Source organism: Sphaerochaeta globosa str. Buddy (assembly GCF_000190435.1).
Lineage (GTDB): Bacteria > Spirochaetota > Spirochaetia > Sphaerochaetales > Sphaerochaetaceae > Sphaerochaeta > Sphaerochaeta globosa.
Genome location: NC_015152.1, coordinates 88,315 through 106,131, shown reverse-complemented (window position 1 = coordinate 106,131; position 17,817 = coordinate 88,315). Strand labels below are relative to the sequence as shown.

17 protein-coding genes are annotated in these 17,817 nt (G+C 48.6%); 13 read left to right on the top strand and 4 right to left on the bottom strand.

The window, feature by feature from the left end; all coding sequences use genetic code 11:
- The gene (locus SPIBUDDY_RS00445; protein WP_013605787.1) at window positions 1–1,281 is read right to left on the bottom strand and encodes a TRAP transporter large permease; all 1,281 of its coding nucleotides are present in this window, start codon (window positions 1,279–1,281) and stop codon (window positions 1–3) included.
- 1 nt (window position 1,282) lies between these two features.
- Window positions 1,283–1,798, bottom strand: a complete 516-nt coding sequence (locus SPIBUDDY_RS00440; RefSeq protein WP_013605786.1) for a TRAP transporter small permease — start codon at window positions 1,796–1,798, stop codon at window positions 1,283–1,285.
- A gap of 744 nt (window positions 1,799–2,542) precedes the next feature.
- Between SPIBUDDY_RS00440 and SPIBUDDY_RS00435 the strand changes: the two genes are divergently transcribed.
- Together SPIBUDDY_RS00435 and SPIBUDDY_RS00430 are read left to right on the top strand one after the other, a co-directional pair.
- On the top strand, window positions 2,543–2,896 hold the full coding sequence (locus tag SPIBUDDY_RS00435) for a MarR family winged helix-turn-helix transcriptional regulator (protein WP_013605785.1): 354 nt from the start codon (window positions 2,543–2,545) through the stop codon (window positions 2,894–2,896).
- A gap of 8 nt (window positions 2,897–2,904) precedes the next feature.
- Window positions 2,905–5,409 (top strand): DsrE/DsrF/DrsH-like family protein, encoded by a 2,505-nt coding sequence (locus tag SPIBUDDY_RS00430; protein ID WP_013605784.1) that lies wholly within the window; start codon window positions 2,905–2,907, stop codon window positions 5,407–5,409.
- Window positions 5,410–5,418: 9 nt separating this feature from the next.
- On the opposite strand, the gene SPIBUDDY_RS00425 is transcribed toward SPIBUDDY_RS00430, so the two are convergent.
- Window positions 5,419–5,622 (bottom strand): SlyX family protein, encoded by a 204-nt coding sequence (locus tag SPIBUDDY_RS00425; protein ID WP_013605783.1) that lies wholly within the window; start codon window positions 5,620–5,622, stop codon window positions 5,419–5,421.
- A gap of 172 nt (window positions 5,623–5,794) precedes the next feature.
- Between SPIBUDDY_RS00425 and SPIBUDDY_RS00420 the strand changes: the two genes are divergently transcribed.
- The 4 genes from SPIBUDDY_RS00420 to SPIBUDDY_RS00405 all read left to right on the top strand — a co-directional run bounded on the left by SPIBUDDY_RS00420 (window position 5,795) and on the right by SPIBUDDY_RS00405 (window position 8,206).
- Window positions 5,795–6,763, top strand: coding sequence for a helix-turn-helix transcriptional regulator (locus tag SPIBUDDY_RS00420; RefSeq protein WP_013605782.1), 969 nt, complete (start codon window positions 5,795–5,797; stop codon window positions 6,761–6,763).
- Between the two features lie 59 nt (window positions 6,764–6,822).
- Window positions 6,823–6,984 (top strand): rubredoxin, encoded by a 162-nt coding sequence (gene rd / locus SPIBUDDY_RS00415; RefSeq protein WP_013605781.1) that lies wholly within the window; start codon window positions 6,823–6,825, stop codon window positions 6,982–6,984.
- A gap of 72 nt (window positions 6,985–7,056) precedes the next feature.
- Window positions 7,057–7,563 carry a pyridoxamine 5'-phosphate oxidase family protein gene (locus tag SPIBUDDY_RS00410; protein ID WP_013605780.1) on the top strand — a complete coding sequence of 169 codons (507 nt, stop codon included), beginning with the start codon at window positions 7,057–7,059 and terminating at the stop codon, window positions 7,561–7,563.
- Window positions 7,564–7,639: 76 nt separating this feature from the next.
- Entirely contained in the window at window positions 7,640–8,206 is a 567-nt protein-coding gene (locus SPIBUDDY_RS00405; RefSeq protein WP_013605779.1) for a nitroreductase family protein, read from the top strand.
- A gap of 29 nt (window positions 8,207–8,235) precedes the next feature.
- Here the strand turns inward: SPIBUDDY_RS00405 and SPIBUDDY_RS00400 are convergent, their stop codons facing one another.
- Window positions 8,236–9,549 (bottom strand): MFS transporter, encoded by a 1,314-nt coding sequence (locus SPIBUDDY_RS00400; protein ID WP_041380872.1) that lies wholly within the window; start codon window positions 9,547–9,549, stop codon window positions 8,236–8,238.
- 77 nt (window positions 9,550–9,626) lie between these two features.
- Between SPIBUDDY_RS00400 and SPIBUDDY_RS00395 the strand changes: the two genes are divergently transcribed.
- From SPIBUDDY_RS00395 to SPIBUDDY_RS00365, 7 genes are all read left to right on the top strand, one after another.
- A complete protein-coding gene (locus tag SPIBUDDY_RS00395) occupies window positions 9,627–10,412 on the top strand; it encodes a nitroreductase family protein (protein ID WP_013605777.1) in 786 nt (261 codons plus the stop codon).
- A gap of 41 nt (window positions 10,413–10,453) precedes the next feature.
- Entirely contained in the window at window positions 10,454–12,061 is a 1,608-nt protein-coding gene (locus SPIBUDDY_RS00390; protein ID WP_013605776.1) for a response regulator, read from the top strand.
- Window positions 12,058–13,821, top strand: coding sequence for a cache domain-containing sensor histidine kinase (locus SPIBUDDY_RS00385; RefSeq protein WP_013605775.1), 1,764 nt, complete (start codon window positions 12,058–12,060; stop codon window positions 13,819–13,821). The genes SPIBUDDY_RS00390 and SPIBUDDY_RS00385 overlap by 4 nt, the downstream gene beginning before the upstream one ends.
- Complete coding sequence (locus tag SPIBUDDY_RS00380) at window positions 13,818–14,765, top strand: substrate-binding domain-containing protein (protein ID WP_013605774.1); 948 nt, start codon at window positions 13,818–13,820, stop codon at window positions 14,763–14,765. Before SPIBUDDY_RS00385 ends, SPIBUDDY_RS00380 begins: the two co-directional genes overlap by 4 nt.
- 214 nt (window positions 14,766–14,979) lie before the next feature.
- Entirely contained in the window at window positions 14,980–15,969 is a 990-nt protein-coding gene (locus SPIBUDDY_RS00375; protein ID WP_013605773.1) for a TRAP transporter substrate-binding protein, read from the top strand.
- Between the two features lie 71 nt (window positions 15,970–16,040).
- The gene (locus SPIBUDDY_RS00370; protein ID WP_013605772.1) at window positions 16,041–16,502 is read left to right on the top strand and encodes a TRAP transporter small permease; all 462 of its coding nucleotides are present in this window, start codon (window positions 16,041–16,043) and stop codon (window positions 16,500–16,502) included.
- Window positions 16,503–16,505: 3 nt separating this feature from the next.
- Window positions 16,506–17,798, top strand: coding sequence for a TRAP transporter large permease (locus SPIBUDDY_RS00365; protein WP_013605771.1), 1,293 nt, complete (start codon window positions 16,506–16,508; stop codon window positions 17,796–17,798).
- Window positions 17,799–17,817 lie beyond the last annotated feature (19 nt).

Here is a 17,817-nt window from a genome sequence, read left to right as displayed (position 1 = left end):
CTACACAATCAGCTTCGGAAGCAGCGTGACGATGGGTGGAATGAAGAAACTCAGAAGCACCACGATCAATACTGTTGCAATGAAGGGAATAAGGGGTTTCACCGCTTTATCGATAGGCAGGTTCGCCACACCACACGCGACAAACAGGAACGAACCAACCGGCGGCGTAATGGCTCCCACCTGCATCAGGATAACCATGACCACTCCGTAGTGAATGGCATCGAAACCGAAGGCATTACCGATGGCAAGTACGGTAGGAGCAAGCATGGCGATAAGCACCGTGGGGTCGAGGAACATGCCCAAAACAAAGATGACCACCATCAAAAACAGGGTACCTGAGATGGGACTGCCAATGGTATTGACGACAAAGTTCAGGACCTCGTTCTGAAAGCGCATGCGCACCAGAACATTGGAAAGGGCTGCGGCAGCGGCGATGGTAATCATAACGATGGCTGTGGTATGTCCGCTTGAGATCAGAATCTCAGGCATGTCCTTGATCTTCAATTTCTTAGAAATCACAAATCCATACAGCAATCCATAAGCAATTGCGATGACTCCAGCCTCGGTTGCCGTCACAATACCGGTTACAATTCCAACAATGATGATGATGGGCATTAACAAGGCACCAATGGAACCATAGAGGGAATGAATCAGTTTTTTCAAAGAAAATGACTTAGTGGGAATATTGTACTTACGTTTTGCATACACATAACGATTTACTCCCATCTGAAGCAAGGCGATCAGGACACCGGGCAGAACACCCCCCAAAAAGAGCCGGCTCACCGGAATCTCGGTATAGTAGGAATAGAGAATCATGGCGATACTGGGAGGGATGATTGGGCTGAGCATGGACGATCCTGCTGTTACTGCTACTGCATAGTCCTTGTCATAGCCTTGCTTCTCCATTGCAGGAATGAGCATTCCCCCAATGGCCGAGGCATCGGCAATGCCTGAGCCCTGAATTCCCCCAAAAAACATCGAGGCAAGAATATTTACATGGCCCAGACCACCTTTGAACTGACCGACCAAGGAGTCGGAGAGGTCGATGATCTTATCGGTAATATCGGCCTTGGCCATAATGTTTCCTGCAATGATAAAGAATGGAATGGCCATCAGCGAGAAGGAGTTCACTCCGCCAAACATCTTGATGACAACCAGATTCAGGGGAAGGTCCATTCCAACCATGAAAAGTACACTGGTGAGCAACAAAGACAGATATACAGGAAGGCCGGTGAAAATCAAAACAAGCAATACTGCGAATACCCAAAATACCTGCCACATATTAGTTCTGCTCCTTGTTGTTGGTGTTCAAAGCACGCTGTTTGTACGCCTTTCCCCAGACCATGCGATATCCGTACTCGAAGAGGCATAATAATGATCCGACGGGAATTGCCGCATAGAACCAGGCCATCGAGATGTGTATGTTCTGAAGCAGGCTGGTTACGTTGGTGCTGGTATAGAGAAATCCCTGATACGCGATAATGACAAAAACAGCAATGGCCAAGCCATCAAGCAAGTGGTCCGCAAGCCTGCGAATCTTAGCCGAGGGTATTTTATTCAGGAAGAGGTCCACCGCAAAGTGGCTATTTTCCCGGATACCCACCGACACCCCAAGGAAAATCACCCAGATGGAACAGAGCCTTACAATCTCATCACCCCAGGCAAAGGGCCTCATCGAAATGAAGGTGAAATACCGTAAGAAAACTTGTAAGAGGCACAGCAGTACGGTGAAAGCTGTAATCGAAATCATGAGTGTTGTACGTAATTTGTTCACCCATCTATAGACAAGGCTCGCCATGTTGTTCCTCACTTCGCTGTTTAAGTCTCAGAATGAATATAAATATATCCGATATATTATCACTTGTATTCTAGTATGTCAAATAAAAAGACAAATGGTGCTTCGGTAAGTGGTTTCACTAGAGTATTTTACAAAATTGAATTGAAACATACTTATTCGCATTTCGCTGCCAACCCCGGTCAAGACGTGTCGAGAGAAAGAGTTGTTTGCTGCGTACAATACAGAATGAAGGCCAGTGATCGGGAACTATCACTGGCCTAAGGGAGATGTGTTGCAGACGTTGTAGAAACACTGGATGCCGTATATGTTGCAACAAACTAAGAGGAGAACACCCATCTTGAAGTAGAACAAGCAAGTAGAATCTTGAATGGAATCTGAAGTGAAGACTTCCCTATCACGGTACTTCTGTCTTCCTCTTCATCATATCCCTTCCTAGACATAGGATACGCTTGATTATCCGATATTGTCAATAGAGCAATTTTTATACTATTATCTTATATAATTTTATCGATTTCTTTTAGCATTATATCATTACTTTTACAAAGTAAGAATTACCTCTGTCAGAACAAATTATGAAAAATTTGGAAATTTTACAGGTTTTTCCAATAACCCAGATTTTTAACTCTCAGCTATGACACACGAAATCATTCACTCTTTTTTTATCTACATATTGACCAAATGACAAAACCGACACTATAGTTGTTCTTGGCAATTATTGCTGTAAAGAACTATATGGAGATTTGTATGATAGATTTATGTGCCATCCGTAAGTTGCAGACTTCGCTACGCAACTTCGAGGAACAACTCAAGGAACAAACCGGCATGTCATTCAACGACGCACTGCTTGTATGTGCTGTGAACAAGGGCATAGTCGAGCCAAGCGCCCTTGCCAAGGAGCTTGAACTCTCCCCCTCACGCCTTACCCGCATTCTGGACAGCTTGGAAGCCAGGGCCCTGATCAAACGGACACTCAGCAGCTCCGACCGACGGAGTCTTACCGTCTCCTTGACCGAAACAGGTAAGGAGATGGTCAAAACCTACAGTTGCTCCGATTTGCCTATTCCCGAAGAACTCTTATTCACCCAAAACACCCTTTAGGAGGACCTATGGCCAAATATCTCATTGTTGGAGGAGTCGCAGGAGGAGCAGGAACTGCCGCCAGACTCAGAAGAAGGGACGAGAACGCCCAAATCATTATGTTTGAACGCGGACAGTACATCAGCTACGCAAACTGCGGACTCCCCTATTATGCAGGCAATGTCATCACCGAGCGTTCCCGGTTATTTGTCATGACCCCCGAGCGTTTCATGGAATCACTGAACGTTGAGGCAAGGGTGCAGAGCGAGGTGGTCTTTATCAACCGCAAGGCAAAAACCATCCATGTCAAGGATCTGAAAAACAACACCGAGTACGACGAGCGCTATGACACCCTCATTCTCTCTCCCGGAGCCAGTCCTGTCCGTCCTCCCATTCCAGGAATAGAACACCCGGGCATCTATTCGCTGCGTTCGGTTTCCGATATCGACCACATCAAAGAGAAAATTGACAGCCCCGCCACCAAACGTGCAGTAGTGGTTGGAGGAGGCTTTATCGGCCTTGAGATGGCAGAGAATCTGAAAGAGCGGGGTCTTGAAGTCAGCGTAGTGGAAGCCCTCGAGCAGGTGATGAACATTATCGACTACGATCTGGCTGCCGAAGTGCAGCAACACTTGAGGGCGAAAGGCGTCAACCTATTCCTCAAGGACGGGGTTGCCTCCTTCGAGGACCATGGCAGCATCGTCAGCGTCCGCCTTTCCTCGGGAACACTCATCGATGCCGATATCGTCATCCTCTCCATCGGCGTTCGTCCCGATACAGCCTTCTTGAAGGATTCCGGCATCGAGCTGGTCAAGAATGGGGCAATCAAGGTCGATCCTTTTTTCACCACCAACGATCCTAATATCAGAGCGGTCGGCGATGCCATTGAATTCGCAAGCCCTCTGACAAAACTATCCTCTACCGTCCCCTTGGCGGGTCCTGCCAATAAGCAGGCACGCTTATGCGCCGATGCCATCATAGATGGAAACAAACGACCCTATGGGGGTACTATTGCAACCAGCATAGCAAAAATTTTTGACATGACGGTCGCATCGACCGGACTAACGGAAAAGGGAGTCAAAGCAGCAGGCCTTCCCTACCGTACAGCGGTAACCCATGCGGGCAACCATGCCGGCTACTACCCCAACAGCCGTCAGCTCACGCTAAAGATTCTCTACCACCCACAAAGCGGCAAACTCTGGGGAGCTCAGGCAGTTGGATACGATGGAGTGGATAAGAGAGTCGATGTCATCAGTGCCTTCATCGGTAAGGAAGGAAATGTCTATGACCTTGCTGAGTTTGAGCAGGCATATGCACCTCCTTTCTCCAGCGCCAAGGATCCGGTAAACATGGTCGGCTTCATCGCCGTCAACACCCTTGAGGGATTCAGTGATACGATCAGTTGGGATGAAGCACAGAAAGAGAGCAACAATGGTGCCTTCATGCTCGATGTCCGCTCTGAGGAAGAGTACGAACTGGGAACAATCGAAGGTTCGGTCAATATTCCTCACACAGAACTGAGACAGAAGCTGGCAATGGTTCCCACCGATAGGCTGGTCATTCTCTACTGCGCCATCGGCCTCAGGGGGTACCTCGCGGAGCGCATCCTCAGACAAAACGGTTACACCAAAGTACGCAACCTTACCGGTGGTTTCAAGACCTATGACAGTGCGGTTCGTGAGCGCTTTTTGCTTGAGAATAAAAACAAGGTTTCAGTCAAGGAGAGCACGGGAACGATCAACCACCTACATGAGGATGGTTCGTTCCGTAAGAGAACGGAGAACAAGATTCTCTCTGTCGATGCCTGTGGTCTGCAATGTCCGGGTCCGATCATCCGCCTGAAGCGGGAAATCGACAACCTTGAGGAAGGCGATAGAATCGTCATCAGGGCTTCCGACCCAGGCTTTGGAGTCGATGTCCAAGCATGGTGCAAGCTTACCGGCAATGAATTGGTAAGCGTAAAGACTACCGATGGAATTATCGAAGCCGTAGTAGGGAAAGGAAATGCCACCGTCTGCAGCATGCCCGATTCTGCTGGACAAAAGCCAGCCATTTGCAATGCTGACAACGGTGCGACCATGATTGTCTTCTCCAATGACCTGGACAAGGCTCTGGCTTCCTTTGTTTTGGCAAACGGAGCTGCGGCATCAGGAAAACCGGTGACGATGTTCTTCACGTTCTGGGGTCTGTCTGTACTTCGTAAGAAACATGCGCCCAAGGTCAAAAAGGACTTTATGGGGACCATGTTTGGAGCCATGCTGCCCAAGGGCATGGACAAGCTCGCCCTCTCCTCCATGAATATGGGAGGAATGGGAGCGAACATGATGAAAGGCCGCATGAAGAAAAAACATGTCGACCAAGTACAGCAGATGTATGAGGATGCCCGAAAGAGCGGGGTTCGCATGGTAGCCTGTCAGATGTCCATGGATATCATGGGAATAAAAGCAGAAGAGTTGCTCGATGGTGTTGAAATCGGTGGCGTTGCAACCTATATGGGTGCTGCCAGTGAGAGCAAAATCAATCTGTTCATCTAAGTATTACTCTTAATAGTGGGGTGGCCTCTGATCACCGATCATGCCATCCCGCTCCTCGTCCACCAGATCGGTGACTCGTTTTTCCAACTTTTCGAGGCGGGTCAGCAATTGGGCGATTTCCTTGGCTTGATCTGTTACAATCCGGTCGAGGATAGCTATGGTCTGCTCTGCATAGGCTAGTTTCATCTCAAGCTTTGTAAGACGTTCTTCCATGATATCGCTCCTTGTTCCGTACCTGCATCCTAGCACGAGCGGGCCAACGCGACAACACGCCGCGTTGTTGCAATGCTTTACCCGATTTCTACAATTTGTACTTGCCAGATACCCTTGGTGTGCTATACTGACATGTATTTTGTTGCAGAATGGTGCAGATAAGAGGATTAGTATGAAAGGTGAACGAGTTGCGCAACTGGAGTTGTTGCTACACTCCCATCCTGAGGGACTCAGGAGAGCGGAAATTGCACGTCGATTGGGAGTACACCGCTCGACTATCAGCAGGTATGTGGATGAGCTGAAGCAGTATATCGACATCTATGAGGAGAACAACCTCATCAAGATCAAAAATCGGGAAGAGGATGAAAGCATCGCACTGAGTGTGTATGAAAGCTTGGCCTTCAACCTCTCTGCTGAAATGCTTGCAAGCAGCACTGAATTCCAAAATCCCCACCTCGCTTCGGGCTTGAGAAAAATTGCCATGAATATGCGCTCCTACGCACCGAAAATCAGCGAGAATGTCATCGGCCTTGCCGAACAAATCGACAAGCAGCTGCAGGAAAAGAAGGAAAGCAGCAAGTTCAACGCCATCTTGGAAGTACTCATCGACAGTTGGGTATCCGGACGCATCGTGCGTATCGTACAGAGTCTGAAAGGCTTTGACCCGATCGAGACTGAACTGGCCCCCTACTTCATCGGGTTCAGGGAAGAGGACAGCGGAGGGAGAAATCCCATCAGCGTCACCGGAAGGCTCAGGCACACCACCGAGATTGTGACTATAGACATCAGCACCATCACCAGTGCAACCATTCTCAACGAGACCTACACCATTCCCGACAACCTAAAACCCTTCAAGTTCCCCGAGAGCGAAGAGCGGTACGAGAGCATCGATATGATTCCCCTGAGCCTGAAGATTAAGGAACGTTCCGCCATGAACGTATTCAGGTCGGTAGTGCATGGGACTCCGGTATTCGAGAAGCAGAGTGATGGATCACAGATTTGCAATATGGATGTAGAGAATTCCATCGAGTTGTACCTACGTATCATACAATGCGGTGATTCAGTGGAAATTCTTGGCCCTGAGAGTTTCAGAAAGAAGTTCTGCAAACTGCTGAATAAAATCCTGGCTTTGTACCAATAATATTTTTCTTGCCGCTTGGCAGGATTATCGCTATGCTTCAGAATTAGGAGGAAACGACAATGAAAGAGTATGAATGCGATCTTTGCGGGTATGTATATGACCCGACAGTAGGTGATCCCGACAACGGAATCAAACCCGGAACAGCCTTTGAAGACCTTCCAGAAGATTGGGTATGCCCTCTCTGTGGAGCTCCTAAGTCTGATTTCTCACCCCGCGACTAAGTAAGGTCGTAGGTTTACAAGACGGGGATGGCACAGCCTTCCCCGTTTTTTTCATCCCATCAGGAGTATTTCATGGAATTCAGAGCGATGAGAAGAAACGGGCAACTCCTATCCAAAGAGGATACTGAATCGGTACTGAGAAAAGGAAGCCACGGGATTCTGGCCTGCCTGGGTGATGGGGATTATCCGTATGCGGTACCGCTGAACTATCTATACTACGAAGGAAAAATCTATCTCCACTGCGCCCGAGAAGGACACAAGGTCGATGCAATACTCTACCATAACAAGGTCAGTTTCACCGTCGTTGACGAGGATACCATCGTCGAGAAGGAATACACTTCCTACTTTCGCAGTGTGATTGTATTCGGTAAAGCCTCCCTGGTAGAGGGAGAACCTTGGAAGAAGGCGTTCCTCGCCATGACGGACAAGTATTGTGTTTCCCAACCAATCCAGGAGCGCATTGAGAAAATTGAGACATGCCACCAAGCCTTGGGCATTGTCATCGAGATCGAGCACTGCACAGGAAAAGAGGCTATTGAGTTTGTAAGGGCAAAAAAAGCAGATCCAGCTTTGTTTTGATACGAGAGCGCTTCTTTTCCACACGATTGCAAAACTTTGTAGTACATTTACCGTATAGTGGAGGAATTACAGAGCTATGTTGCAAGCAATAGAAAAGAGAAGAGCCTTTCGTGCACTCGATACCAAACCCATCGCACAGGATGTCCTGTTGCGACTTGCCCAGGCTGCCCATACAGCACCTTCAGCTATGAACAACCAACCTTGGCGGTACATCACCGTTACCGATGAGGCAATCCTCTCCAAGGTCAAGGAGACCCTCTCCCCAGGAAATTACTGGGCAAAGAAAGCCCCAGCCATCGTTGCAGTGGTTACCAATACTGCTTGGGGCATGACCCTTGGCAATCGCAACTTTGCCCCTTTTGAAGTCGGTATGGCCACCATGGCCTATCAGATTCAGGCCGTCTCAGAGGGGCTGCATGTACATCCCATTGCCGGCTTCAATGCCGATGAGGCTAAGAATGTCCTGGGAATTGCAGCTGAGGATACCCTGATGATCATGCTCGTGCTTGGCTACCCCGGTTCCGATGCCGAACTGAATGACAAACACAAAGAGAGCGAGAAGGGAGGCCGCATCCGCATGGACCTGAACAAAGTGCATGCCTTCAATAGGTGGGATGAGAGCCTGAGGCCGCAGGCAAAGTAATCAAGAACAAGGTTGTTCATCTACAGAGATTACTGCAGATGAACAATCTCCTGTTCAATTACCCCTTTCAGCCGCTCTTCCTCGGTGACGATCATTTCACTTTCTTTGAGAAACGTGCTTCCGATCATGGAAGCAGCGAGCAAGGCAGCAAGCGTGGAGAGTACCATCGGAGAATATGCATCCGTTGCGATCAAGCTGACCAGCAGGATAACTGCACACGCACCCTGGCTGAAGAGTAGTAGGAAACCTTGGATCACTTCCTCGCTGATCCCGATGCCCAGCTCCGCAGCATATTGGCTGCCAATTGGAATGGATGCCAACAGCGAGAGTCCGACAATAGAGGCTCCGATCAGGGCGATTGCTTCGCTTGAAAGCAGAACGGCCCCGATTTGCTGGCAGAAGACCAGCAGCAGGATGCCGGGTATCGAACAGACGTTGCAGAAAAGAAAGAAAAGTTTGCGCCTTCGGTATCGGTCGGAGAGTCCTGGCAGCACTATGGCTCCCACCATACCACCGGCAAACATGGAGATACCCAAAAATCCATTGGAATCGTTGAAGCCCAAGAGTGCACTTATCTCATCGACCTTGATGAAGAGCGTCATCAACACACCCCATCCAATAGAGAAAATTATCATCAGGCCTCTGAGGGATGCATTCTTGTTCATAATCCGAAACGATGTCCTGAAACTCTGGTTCTTGGGTGTTTGGATGGTGGAAGAGGGTGTTGGAGGGTTCTCTCGCATCAAGAAAGCAGGAATCAGGGCAAGGATGGAGCTTACGAGGGCATAGATGCCCATCATCCTTTCAAAGCCCTCTCCCCAGGAAGGATCATTTGCTCGGGTTGCTACCAAGAGCGGAGTGAGAATCATAACGGCGGCAAGAGAGAGATACTGGCTTGCCGACGTTATGCCTACGGCCATGCCTCGTTCGCGGATGGGAAACCATCGGGATACAATTTCAGTAATGCTGGTGAGTACCAACGCTTGCCCCAAGGCTAGAATGAACTGGCCGAACAGTACAGCTGGGAGACTGGCAAGATAGATCCATTTAGTCAACGATCCGAAGACAATGCAGCCGCTTGCAATCCATACTGCCCAACGGGGGCCCAGACGGTGCAAGAGATACGAAGAAGGAATGCTTGCCACCACAAAGACCAACAGGAACATCAGGGAAAGCAAATCGACCGGTGATGCGTACTTCAATGCCAACTGTCCCTGATAAAAATGATTGGTAACCCTGCCAACCGGGGCCAGGTTCAACCATTGGATCTCCACAGAGAAAATTAGCAGTACAAGACACAGGAGAATTACGTATCGATATCGGTATGCTTTCACGCTCTTCATGGGACTAGGATATACGATACCATGCAATTTGTATATCTTGTCTGGAAAATGGGCATATTTTGTCCTATAATCAATGCATGCATGAAACATTACACCTCCTACATACCCGTCGATCGGTACGCGCCTTTGAGGATCGCGCACTAGAACCACAAGCCCTGTCTCAGCTCAAGGAAGCTACATTACGGGCTCCTACTGCTGGAAACATGGCTCTCTATTCCATTGTCGAGGTCAAGGACCCCTCCAAGAAAGAGAAGCTTGCCCACATCTGCGACGAGCAGAGCATGATTGAAAAAGCGCCCTTGGTCTGGGTTTTCCTTGCCGATATGCAAAAATGGGTCAATTACTTTTATGAGAGCGGTGCAGTAGAGCGAGCCGATAAGGCTAACCTTGCTTCCTTCAGAAAGCCTGGACTTGGGGATTTGCACCTTTGCATGCAGGATGCCATAGTCGCAGCTCAGAATGCGGTTGTCGCTGCCCAGGCCCTTGGTATCGGCACCTGTTACATCGGGGATGTCATCGAGCATTTTGAACAGCTCAGAAGTCTTTTGGACTTGAAACAATATACCATCCCCGCCTGCATGCTCATCTTCGGGTACCCCAAGGGGAAGGACCCTGTCAAATTGACGCCCCGATGTCCCCTAGACAGTATTTTCATGCAGGATCGTTATGAGGAACCTCATATCGAGCAACTGCAGAAGGCCTATGCGGTGCATGAGGAAGATCGACGCAGAACTCAGTCACTGCCGTACCAGAACACCGGAACCTTGGCTGATTACTACTACTTGAGAAAGCACACCTCAGCCTTTATGGAAGAGATGAACCGTTCCACCAACGTAATGTTTGATTGGTGGTGCAACGGGTAATTTTCTTGCGTCTGTGAGCCATTGCCACTACCATGTGAAGTATGCCGTATACGATTCTTTTGGTGGATGATGAGACAGCAGTACGTGAGGGGATTCGCAGCCGCACCCCGTGGGAACGCTACAACTTTCGGGTGGTTGGGGAAGCCGGCAATGGCATCGAAGCCCTGGAGTTGGTAGAGGAGCTGCATCCCGATGTCGTGATAACCGATATCAGGATGCCGTATTTGGACGGAATTGAACTCATTCAGAAAATTCGGCTCTCCCACCCGACTACTACCTTGGTCATCCTCAGCGGGTATGACGAATTCACCTACGCCCAGCAGGCCATGCGCTATGATGTCAATGAATATGTGCTCAAGCCGGTTTCTGTGGAAGATTTATGCAATCTGCTCAAACGACTGGGAAAACATCTGGATGAGGAGATTAAGCGCATCCAGGATCAGGACAGACTCAACCAGGCATATCAGCAAGCGCTCCCCCTCATCAGGGAGAAGTTCCTGGTATCGCTGCTGACTGCGGTGCACCCCTCATCCGATGCTGCCCTGTTGGCAAAAGCTGCCGAGTATGGCTTCAACCTGAACAAGGATGAATTCATGGTTGCCGTTATCGAAACCGACCATGTCATGGAGGACCCCTTACAGTCGATGGCCATGTTTGAAATTGTCGAACAGGTCGTGAAGAAGGATGACGGGGTTCTCCTGTTCCAGTTCGAGAACCAGATTGCCATAATTTTCAGCTCCCAGAGCCACGGGCAAGACCATTATGATGCAGTTTTCCGCAAACAGACCTACCGCAAGGCAGAACAGCTGCAGGCTTACCTGCAGAAATATTCCTTTCATGCCGTATTGGGTATAGGAAATCTTGTACATTCCCCTTCGGCCATCAAGCAGTCCTATCATCAGGCACTTACCGCCCTCAACTACAGCTCCTGCTATCCCGAACAATCGCTTTTGTTCATCAGTGACTTGGAGAAACTTCCTGTTGAGGAGCACCAGCAACAACTCGAGGAATTGAAGGCAAATGTGTTGGTTGCCGTTAAAATGGGAAGTGAGGAGCAGGTGACCGAGGCGGTAAACCAACTGCTTGGGGAGCAACTTGCTTCCTTGAGCCTGCAGGACATGCAGGCTCTCCTTCTGGAACTTACTTTCTTGCTCCAGGATCTTACCCACTCATATGGGTATACCCTCTTCTCAATGGCTGAGGAGGAGGGACGAAACCTTTTCTCCGAACTCGCCACCTTGACAACACTGGGAAAAGCGAAGCGCTACTTTACCCGTCTCTGCCTGATGGTACGGCTCTTGATTGCAGGACAACGGGAGAAATCACATATCCAGTTCATCGGTCAGGCCAAGAGCCTCATCGCCAAGCATTTCACAGAACCCGGGTTTGGACTGGAAGAAATCTGTGAGATGATCGGGGTAAGTCCTTCCTACTTCAGCTCCACCTTCAAGAAAGAGGTGGGAAACAGCTTTGTGAAATATTTGACGAGCTTGAGGATGGATAGGGCAAAAGAGCTGCTTATAAAAACCGAGGGAAAGACCTATGAGATTGCACAAGCGGTTGGTTTTGCCGAGCCGAATTACTTCAGTTTCTGCTTCAAGCGTCATGTTGGGCTCTCCCCCTCGCAATTCCGTCAGGGCAACCGATGAGTAAGCAAAAGCATCCCCACTCCATAAAAACCATTCTCACGTTTGCCATCGCCTTTGTATCCATCTCCTTCACCTTGCTCATCTCGGCAATTCTATACAGCCAGTTTTCCTCTACAATACGAGAGAATGCCACCGTATCTACGAGAGAGATCGTGCGGCAGGTTAATGCAAATCTCAATTACTATACCAACGACATTCTCACCATTGCAGGCTATGCCCGCGACCTCTCCAAACAGACCAATGAACTCTCCCGGATCGAGATTGAGAGAAGACTTTCCTCAATTGTCGACAGCCGGCAGGATATTGTCTGCCTGCTTCTGTTCGACTTGGAAGGAAATGTGTTGCTCTCCACCACCGATGCCCCTCTTCGTTCTCAAGAGGAGATGGTCAAGCAAACTTGGTTCACCCGAGCCCTTGGCGGTGAAGGCAACTTCTATTTCACCGGTCCGCATGTCCAACAGCTTTTCACGTCCAGTTACCCATGGGTCATCACCTACAGCCAGCAGATAAGCTATACCGATGATACCGGTGAGCTGAGTCAAGGCCTCCTGCTCATCGACATGAACTTCAGAACGGTCAGCGAATTGAGCCAGAGTGCCAAGCTTGGAGCTACCGGGTATGTATATTTCATCGACAACAACGGCAAGATCGTCTACCACCCATACCAGCAATTGATCAATTCGGATCTCTTCAGCGAGGACCTTGATTCCGCCCAGGAATATATATTCGGTACTTTCACCAACACCTTTGAGGGAAGGCAACGGCTGGTCATCATCGATACGGTCAACAATGCCCGCTGGAGAATTGTCGGGGTTGCATTCATGGATGAACTGATGGCAGGGTTGGACCAGTATACTGCAGTTATGCTTATCGTCCTGGGTTTCTGCATCATTATTACCATTCTTCTTGCCCGTACGGTCTCTGCCTATATAAGCCGACCCATCAGGGAGCTTGACCGGTTGATGAACAGTGTCGAGCGCGGTGACTTCTCCGCCCCTCCGACGGTTGGGGGAAACCAAGAGGTAGCCGCCCTTTCGCAGACGTTTGCAGTGATGGTCAAGCGGATAAGGCAGTTGATGGACGATATCGTGACCAGTCAGGAGATGAAGCGAAAGTTCGAGCTTGACGCCCTGCAGGCAAAAATAAACCCCCACTTCCTCTACAATACCCTCGACTCGGTGGTATGGATGGCAGAACAGAACGATACCGAGGGAGTAATCACCATGATCACTTCCCTTGCAAAGCTCTTCCGCATTTCCATCAGCAAAGGGCGGGACATTATCACCATCGGCGAGGAACTTGAGCATGTGCGCAACTATCTGATCATCCAACAGATCCGTTATCAGGATAAGTTTGAATTCTCCATCACCATGGAGGAGGGCATGGAAAACCTGCCGACCATCAAGCTGATCATCCAGCCGATTGTTGAGAACGCCATCTATCATGGGATCAAGTACCTGCAGGAGATGGGGCATATCGATATCAAGGTTTTCAAAAGAAAACCAGGGGCTGTGGTTATCGAAGTGAGGGACAACGGAGTGGGAATGGATGAGCAAAAGCTCTCCAACATCCTCAGCTTCGATGGTGTTCATCCCAAGGGAGCCGGTATCGGGGTGAGAAACGTCCATCAGAGAATCCAGCTCTATTATGGTTCGGATTATGGTCTGGAACTTTCCAGTGAACTGGATGTAGGAACGTTGGTCAGGCTGGTGCTTCCAGAGCAAAAGCCCATCCAACCCATCAAGGGGGTGCAATCATGAGGCGGGGCATCCTGTTGCTTGTCATTCTGATGTTGTTGTTTGGCTGCTCGAACAAGAAGAGTGAATCGAGCGCTTCCTACCGGATCGCTGTCATTACCATGATGCAGGGAGGTGAATTCTGGGGTTCCTTGAAAAACGGTGCCCGCAGTGCCCGTAGCTCCACCGGTTCTGTCCTAGAATTCCTTGCCCCGGTCAACGAGTCAGACTATGAAGGGCAGATCAGTGCCGTACAGAAAGCAATAGACCAGCATTTTGATGCAATAGTGATCTCTCCAAGCCATTATTCAAAGCTTGAGGATGTGGTATCACAGGCACGAAGTGCCGGCATTAAGGTTGTCCTTGCCGACACGGCACTTCGCAATCAGGATGGGGATTTTCTTATTACTACCGACTATCGCCAGATTGGCAAGGCGATGGCAGAGCATGCCTTTACCCATTTTGGCGACGATGATTCGATTCATGCCTTGGTACTTGGTTCGATGCCCAACACTACAAGTATGACCAACCTTGTTGAGTCACTGGTTCAGACGTTTTCCGAGCGTCCCAATGCCAAGATTGTCAGTGCAACTTACAGCTTTACCGATGAGGCAATTGCCCGGGATATCACCGTCAATGCTTTGAGAAACGACCCTTCCATTAATCTTATTTTTGCCTTGGAAGAGTACACAGCCCACGGTGTTGCCAATGCTCTGGGGGAAACATCATCGGTACACTTCATTGCGTTTGGGACCACACAATACGAGATTCAGCTTTTGGAAAAAGGGGTCATCGATGCCTTGGTTGTCGTCAACTCCTTCAACCTCGGATACCGCTCGGTAATGGCTGCCATCGACTTACTCAACGGCACTAAACCTGCCCGAAAAATGATTGACTTTGATCTGGTAACCAAGGAATCAATGTTCAGTGAAGAGCATCAGAGGTTGTTGTTTCAGACATTCCAATGAGCATGATGGCTAATTTAGCTAAGATTGTATACAATTACTAAATAATTTATCTAACTTTTTCAAATTATTAATACTTTTAATATATATATTTATATGTTTACAAGTATTAATTAATTAATTATTTATTTTTATGCTTGCAAATTGCATACTGCCATGTTAGCATGCTTCTCAACAACGTACTGACAGGTACGGAATTCTCTAGGAGGCTCTTGATATGAAGAAGCTTGCTTTGTTGTTCATCATTGCATTACTTGCACTCCCTTCTGTATTTGCACAAGGAGAGAAAGAAGCATCGGGACCAAAATCCTACACGGTCAACGTAGCTTCGGCCTTTGCACCCGAAGGACCGATTCATGATGTTATCGTCAATTTTAAGAATCAGGTTGAGAAAGAGACCAATGGACGGGTGAAGGTTGTCATCCATGCCAGTGGATCACTCGGCGGTGAGAGAGAGATTGTCGAAGGTCTTTCTGCAGGCACCATTGAAATGGGTGCCCAGGGAATCATGGACCTGACCCTGTATGCTCCTCAGTTCACCGTATTTGAGGAGCCGTTCGTCATTCGCGATCTTGATCACCTGAACAAGTTCTGGAATACCATCGGTGTGGATCTCAATAACCAAGCTGGCGAGAAAACTGGGATCATCACTGCAGGATATGCAATCCGTGGTGCACGCATGATCACGGCCAACTCCCCCATCAAATCCTCTGCAGACTTCAAAGGGCTGAAGTTCCGTCTTCCTTCCCTCCCTGTCCGCATCAAGGTATTTGAAGCCATGGGTGCTATTCCCACTGTTGTTGACTTCCCTGAAGTGTACATGGCACTGAAGACTGGTACCATCGACGCTCAAGAAAATCCACCTGAGACCATCTACAGCTACAAGTACTACGAAGCACAGAAGTACTTGATTCTGTCCCGCCACGTCTGGTCTACCGCCCGGTATCAGATGTCCAAAAAGTGGTTCGATACCTTGACGGTAGAAGATCAGGCTCTGTTCACCAAAGCATGGGCTGATGCCTCTGCCAAGGTACGTGCTGCAGTACCCGATCCGGACTCTGTCTACATCAAGAAATTGCAGGAAGCAGGCATGACCATCATTGAGCCCAATATGGATGAGTTCAGAAGACTTGCTGAACCGGTAATGGCTGGTTTTGATAAGTCAATGTGGCTTCCCGGCCTTCGCCAGCAGATTATGGCTCTGTAATCTACAGGTACATCGCACGAATTCCGAGGCATATGTACGTACGTGCATATGCCTCAATCTTGAGGAACCCTATGACTAAAAAATTAGAAAAATTCTTGGAACTGCTTGGGGCGATCATGATTGCACTCCTCTTCATTACGGTCATCATCCAGGTTGTTGCTCGAGTCATTCTCTCAACTCCCTCAACGTGGACAGTAGAAGTAGGAAGAGCCCTTTTCCTCGCTGTCGTCTTTACCATTGCTCCTGTCGTGCTCTATCGGAATGCACTGATGATGATCAACTCCTTGCATGACCTTGCCAAGGGGAAAGCAAGAATCATTCTCGATATTGTTAATGATTTCTGTATCGATTTCATCCTTGTGGTAATGGCTTTGGGTAGTTATGAACGCACGGTTGAGACCTGGGCGGTTGAAATCCCGACAGTGGAATGGATGAAATCAGGATACCTCTACCTCGTTATGTTGGTCGGTACGTTGCTGATGTTGTTCTTCAGTGTCCGCAACACCGTCACACGGTTGAAGAAAGGAAACTAAGATATGTTGTATTTTATTCTTACCATAGGACTTATCATCCTTCTAGCCATGGGAATTCCCGTTGGATTCTCTCTGATGTTAACAGGTGCAATCGGGTACATGGTCAACATTGGGGACATTGGTGCATGGATGGAGATGACCATTCTTCCCATGCGAATGTCGTATAGCCTTCAGAACTTTCTTTTGCTTTCAATTCCCCTCTTCATCCTTGCTGCAAAATTGATGAATGGTTCAAGCATCACGGAAAAGCTGTTTGGTTTTGCAAATACGTGTGTCGGCTGGCTTCCCGGAGGTCTTGGACATGCTAATATTTTTGCCAGTCTCCTCTTTGCAGGTATGTCAGGAACCGCTGTCTCCGATGCTGCAGGCCTTGGTCAAATTGAGATTGCTGCAATGACAAAGAATGGATATGAACCGGACTTCAGCGCCGCTGTCACCGCCGCATCCTCGACCATTGGCCCCATTTTCCCTCCGAGCGTACCCATGGTCATGTTCTCAACCGTAAGCGGCGTTTCGGTAGGGAAATTGTTTCTTGGCGGTGTAGTTCCGGGAATCCTGTTAACCCTGGTACTTATGGTCATGGTGTATTTCTATGCAAAAAAACGTGGCTATCCCAGAGAAAAGTTTCCAACCGCATCCATTTTCTGGAAAAGCTTCAAGGGAGCAATTCTTCCTCTTCTCACCCCGATTATCCTTCTTGCAGGTATCTGGAGTGGAACGTTCACGGCAACCGAGGCGGCTGCAATAGCTGCTCTGTATGCCCTCATTGTCAGCGTTTTCATTTTCAAGGAAATGACATGGAAACTATTTGTCCAGATTCTCAAGGAAACTGCACGTGATACTGCCTCGATCGGTTTGGTTACTTCAGCTGCAGCATTCTATGGCTGGGTGTTGGCACGCTCGGGACTGACGGCAGTATTTGCTGATTGGATTTTGGGAGTTACCACCAATCCCATCCTGTTCATGCTTATCATCAACGTTTTCTTTCTTGTTATTGGTTGTTTTCTTGAATCAATTGCAGCCATCACGATTTTTGGTCCGGTAATGCTGGCCCCTGCCCTCCAACTAGGCATTGATCCCTTGTATTTCGGCGTTGTTATGGTCTTCAACTTGATGATTGGCTTAATCACCCCTCCCTTCGGGATTGTATTGTTTATCACTGCAGACCAGGCAAAGATCGACTTCAACCGAATGGTCAAGGCAACTTCACCATTCCTTATCCCCCTTTTGGGAACCCTTATTCTGATGTCCATAATACCTGGAATTATTACGTGGCTTCCCAATCTTTTGATGTGATATAGTTATTCTGATTTTA

Bases quoted from the DNA above. Each gene is read 5' to 3' on its own strand.
- SPIBUDDY_RS00435 (WP_013605785.1), top strand. From the start codon at position 2,543: ATGATAGATTTATGTGCCATCCGTAAGTTGCAGACTTCGCTACGCAAC.
- SPIBUDDY_RS00370 (WP_013605772.1), top strand. From the start codon at position 16,041: ATGACTAAAAAATTAGAAAAATTCTTGGAACTGCTTGGGGCGATCATG.
- SPIBUDDY_RS00365 (WP_013605771.1), top strand. From the start codon at position 16,506: ATGTTGTATTTTATTCTTACCATAGGACTTATCATCCTTCTAGCCATG.
- SPIBUDDY_RS00445 (WP_013605787.1), bottom strand. From the start codon at position 1,281: ATGTGGCAGGTATTTTGGGTATTCGCAGTATTGCTTGTTTTGATTTTC.
- SPIBUDDY_RS00440 (WP_013605786.1), bottom strand. From the start codon at position 1,798: ATGGCGAGCCTTGTCTATAGATGGGTGAACAAATTACGTACAACACTC.
- SPIBUDDY_RS00380 (WP_013605774.1), top strand. From the start codon at position 13,818: ATGAGGCGGGGCATCCTGTTGCTTGTCATTCTGATGTTGTTGTTTGGC.
- SPIBUDDY_RS00410 (WP_013605780.1), top strand. From the start codon at position 7,057: ATGGAATTCAGAGCGATGAGAAGAAACGGGCAACTCCTATCCAAAGAG.
- SPIBUDDY_RS00390 (WP_013605776.1), top strand. From the start codon at position 10,454: ATGCCGTATACGATTCTTTTGGTGGATGATGAGACAGCAGTACGTGAG.
- SPIBUDDY_RS00375 (WP_013605773.1), top strand. From the start codon at position 14,980: ATGAAGAAGCTTGCTTTGTTGTTCATCATTGCATTACTTGCACTCCCT.
- SPIBUDDY_RS00400 (WP_041380872.1), bottom strand. From the start codon at position 9,549: ATGAAGAGCGTGAAAGCATACCGATATCGATACGTAATTCTCCTGTGT.
- SPIBUDDY_RS00420 (WP_013605782.1), top strand. From the start codon at position 5,795: ATGAAAGGTGAACGAGTTGCGCAACTGGAGTTGTTGCTACACTCCCAT.
- SPIBUDDY_RS00425 (WP_013605783.1), bottom strand. From the start codon at position 5,622: ATGGAAGAACGTCTTACAAAGCTTGAGATGAAACTAGCCTATGCAGAG.
- SPIBUDDY_RS00395 (WP_013605777.1), top strand. From the start codon at position 9,627: ATGCATGAAACATTACACCTCCTACATACCCGTCGATCGGTACGCGCC.
- rd (WP_013605781.1), top strand. From the start codon at position 6,823: ATGAAAGAGTATGAATGCGATCTTTGCGGGTATGTATATGACCCGACA.
- SPIBUDDY_RS00430 (WP_013605784.1), top strand. From the start codon at position 2,905: ATGGCCAAATATCTCATTGTTGGAGGAGTCGCAGGAGGAGCAGGAACT.
- SPIBUDDY_RS00385 (WP_013605775.1), top strand. From the start codon at position 12,058: ATGAGTAAGCAAAAGCATCCCCACTCCATAAAAACCATTCTCACGTTT.
- SPIBUDDY_RS00405 (WP_013605779.1), top strand. From the start codon at position 7,640: ATGTTGCAAGCAATAGAAAAGAGAAGAGCCTTTCGTGCACTCGATACC.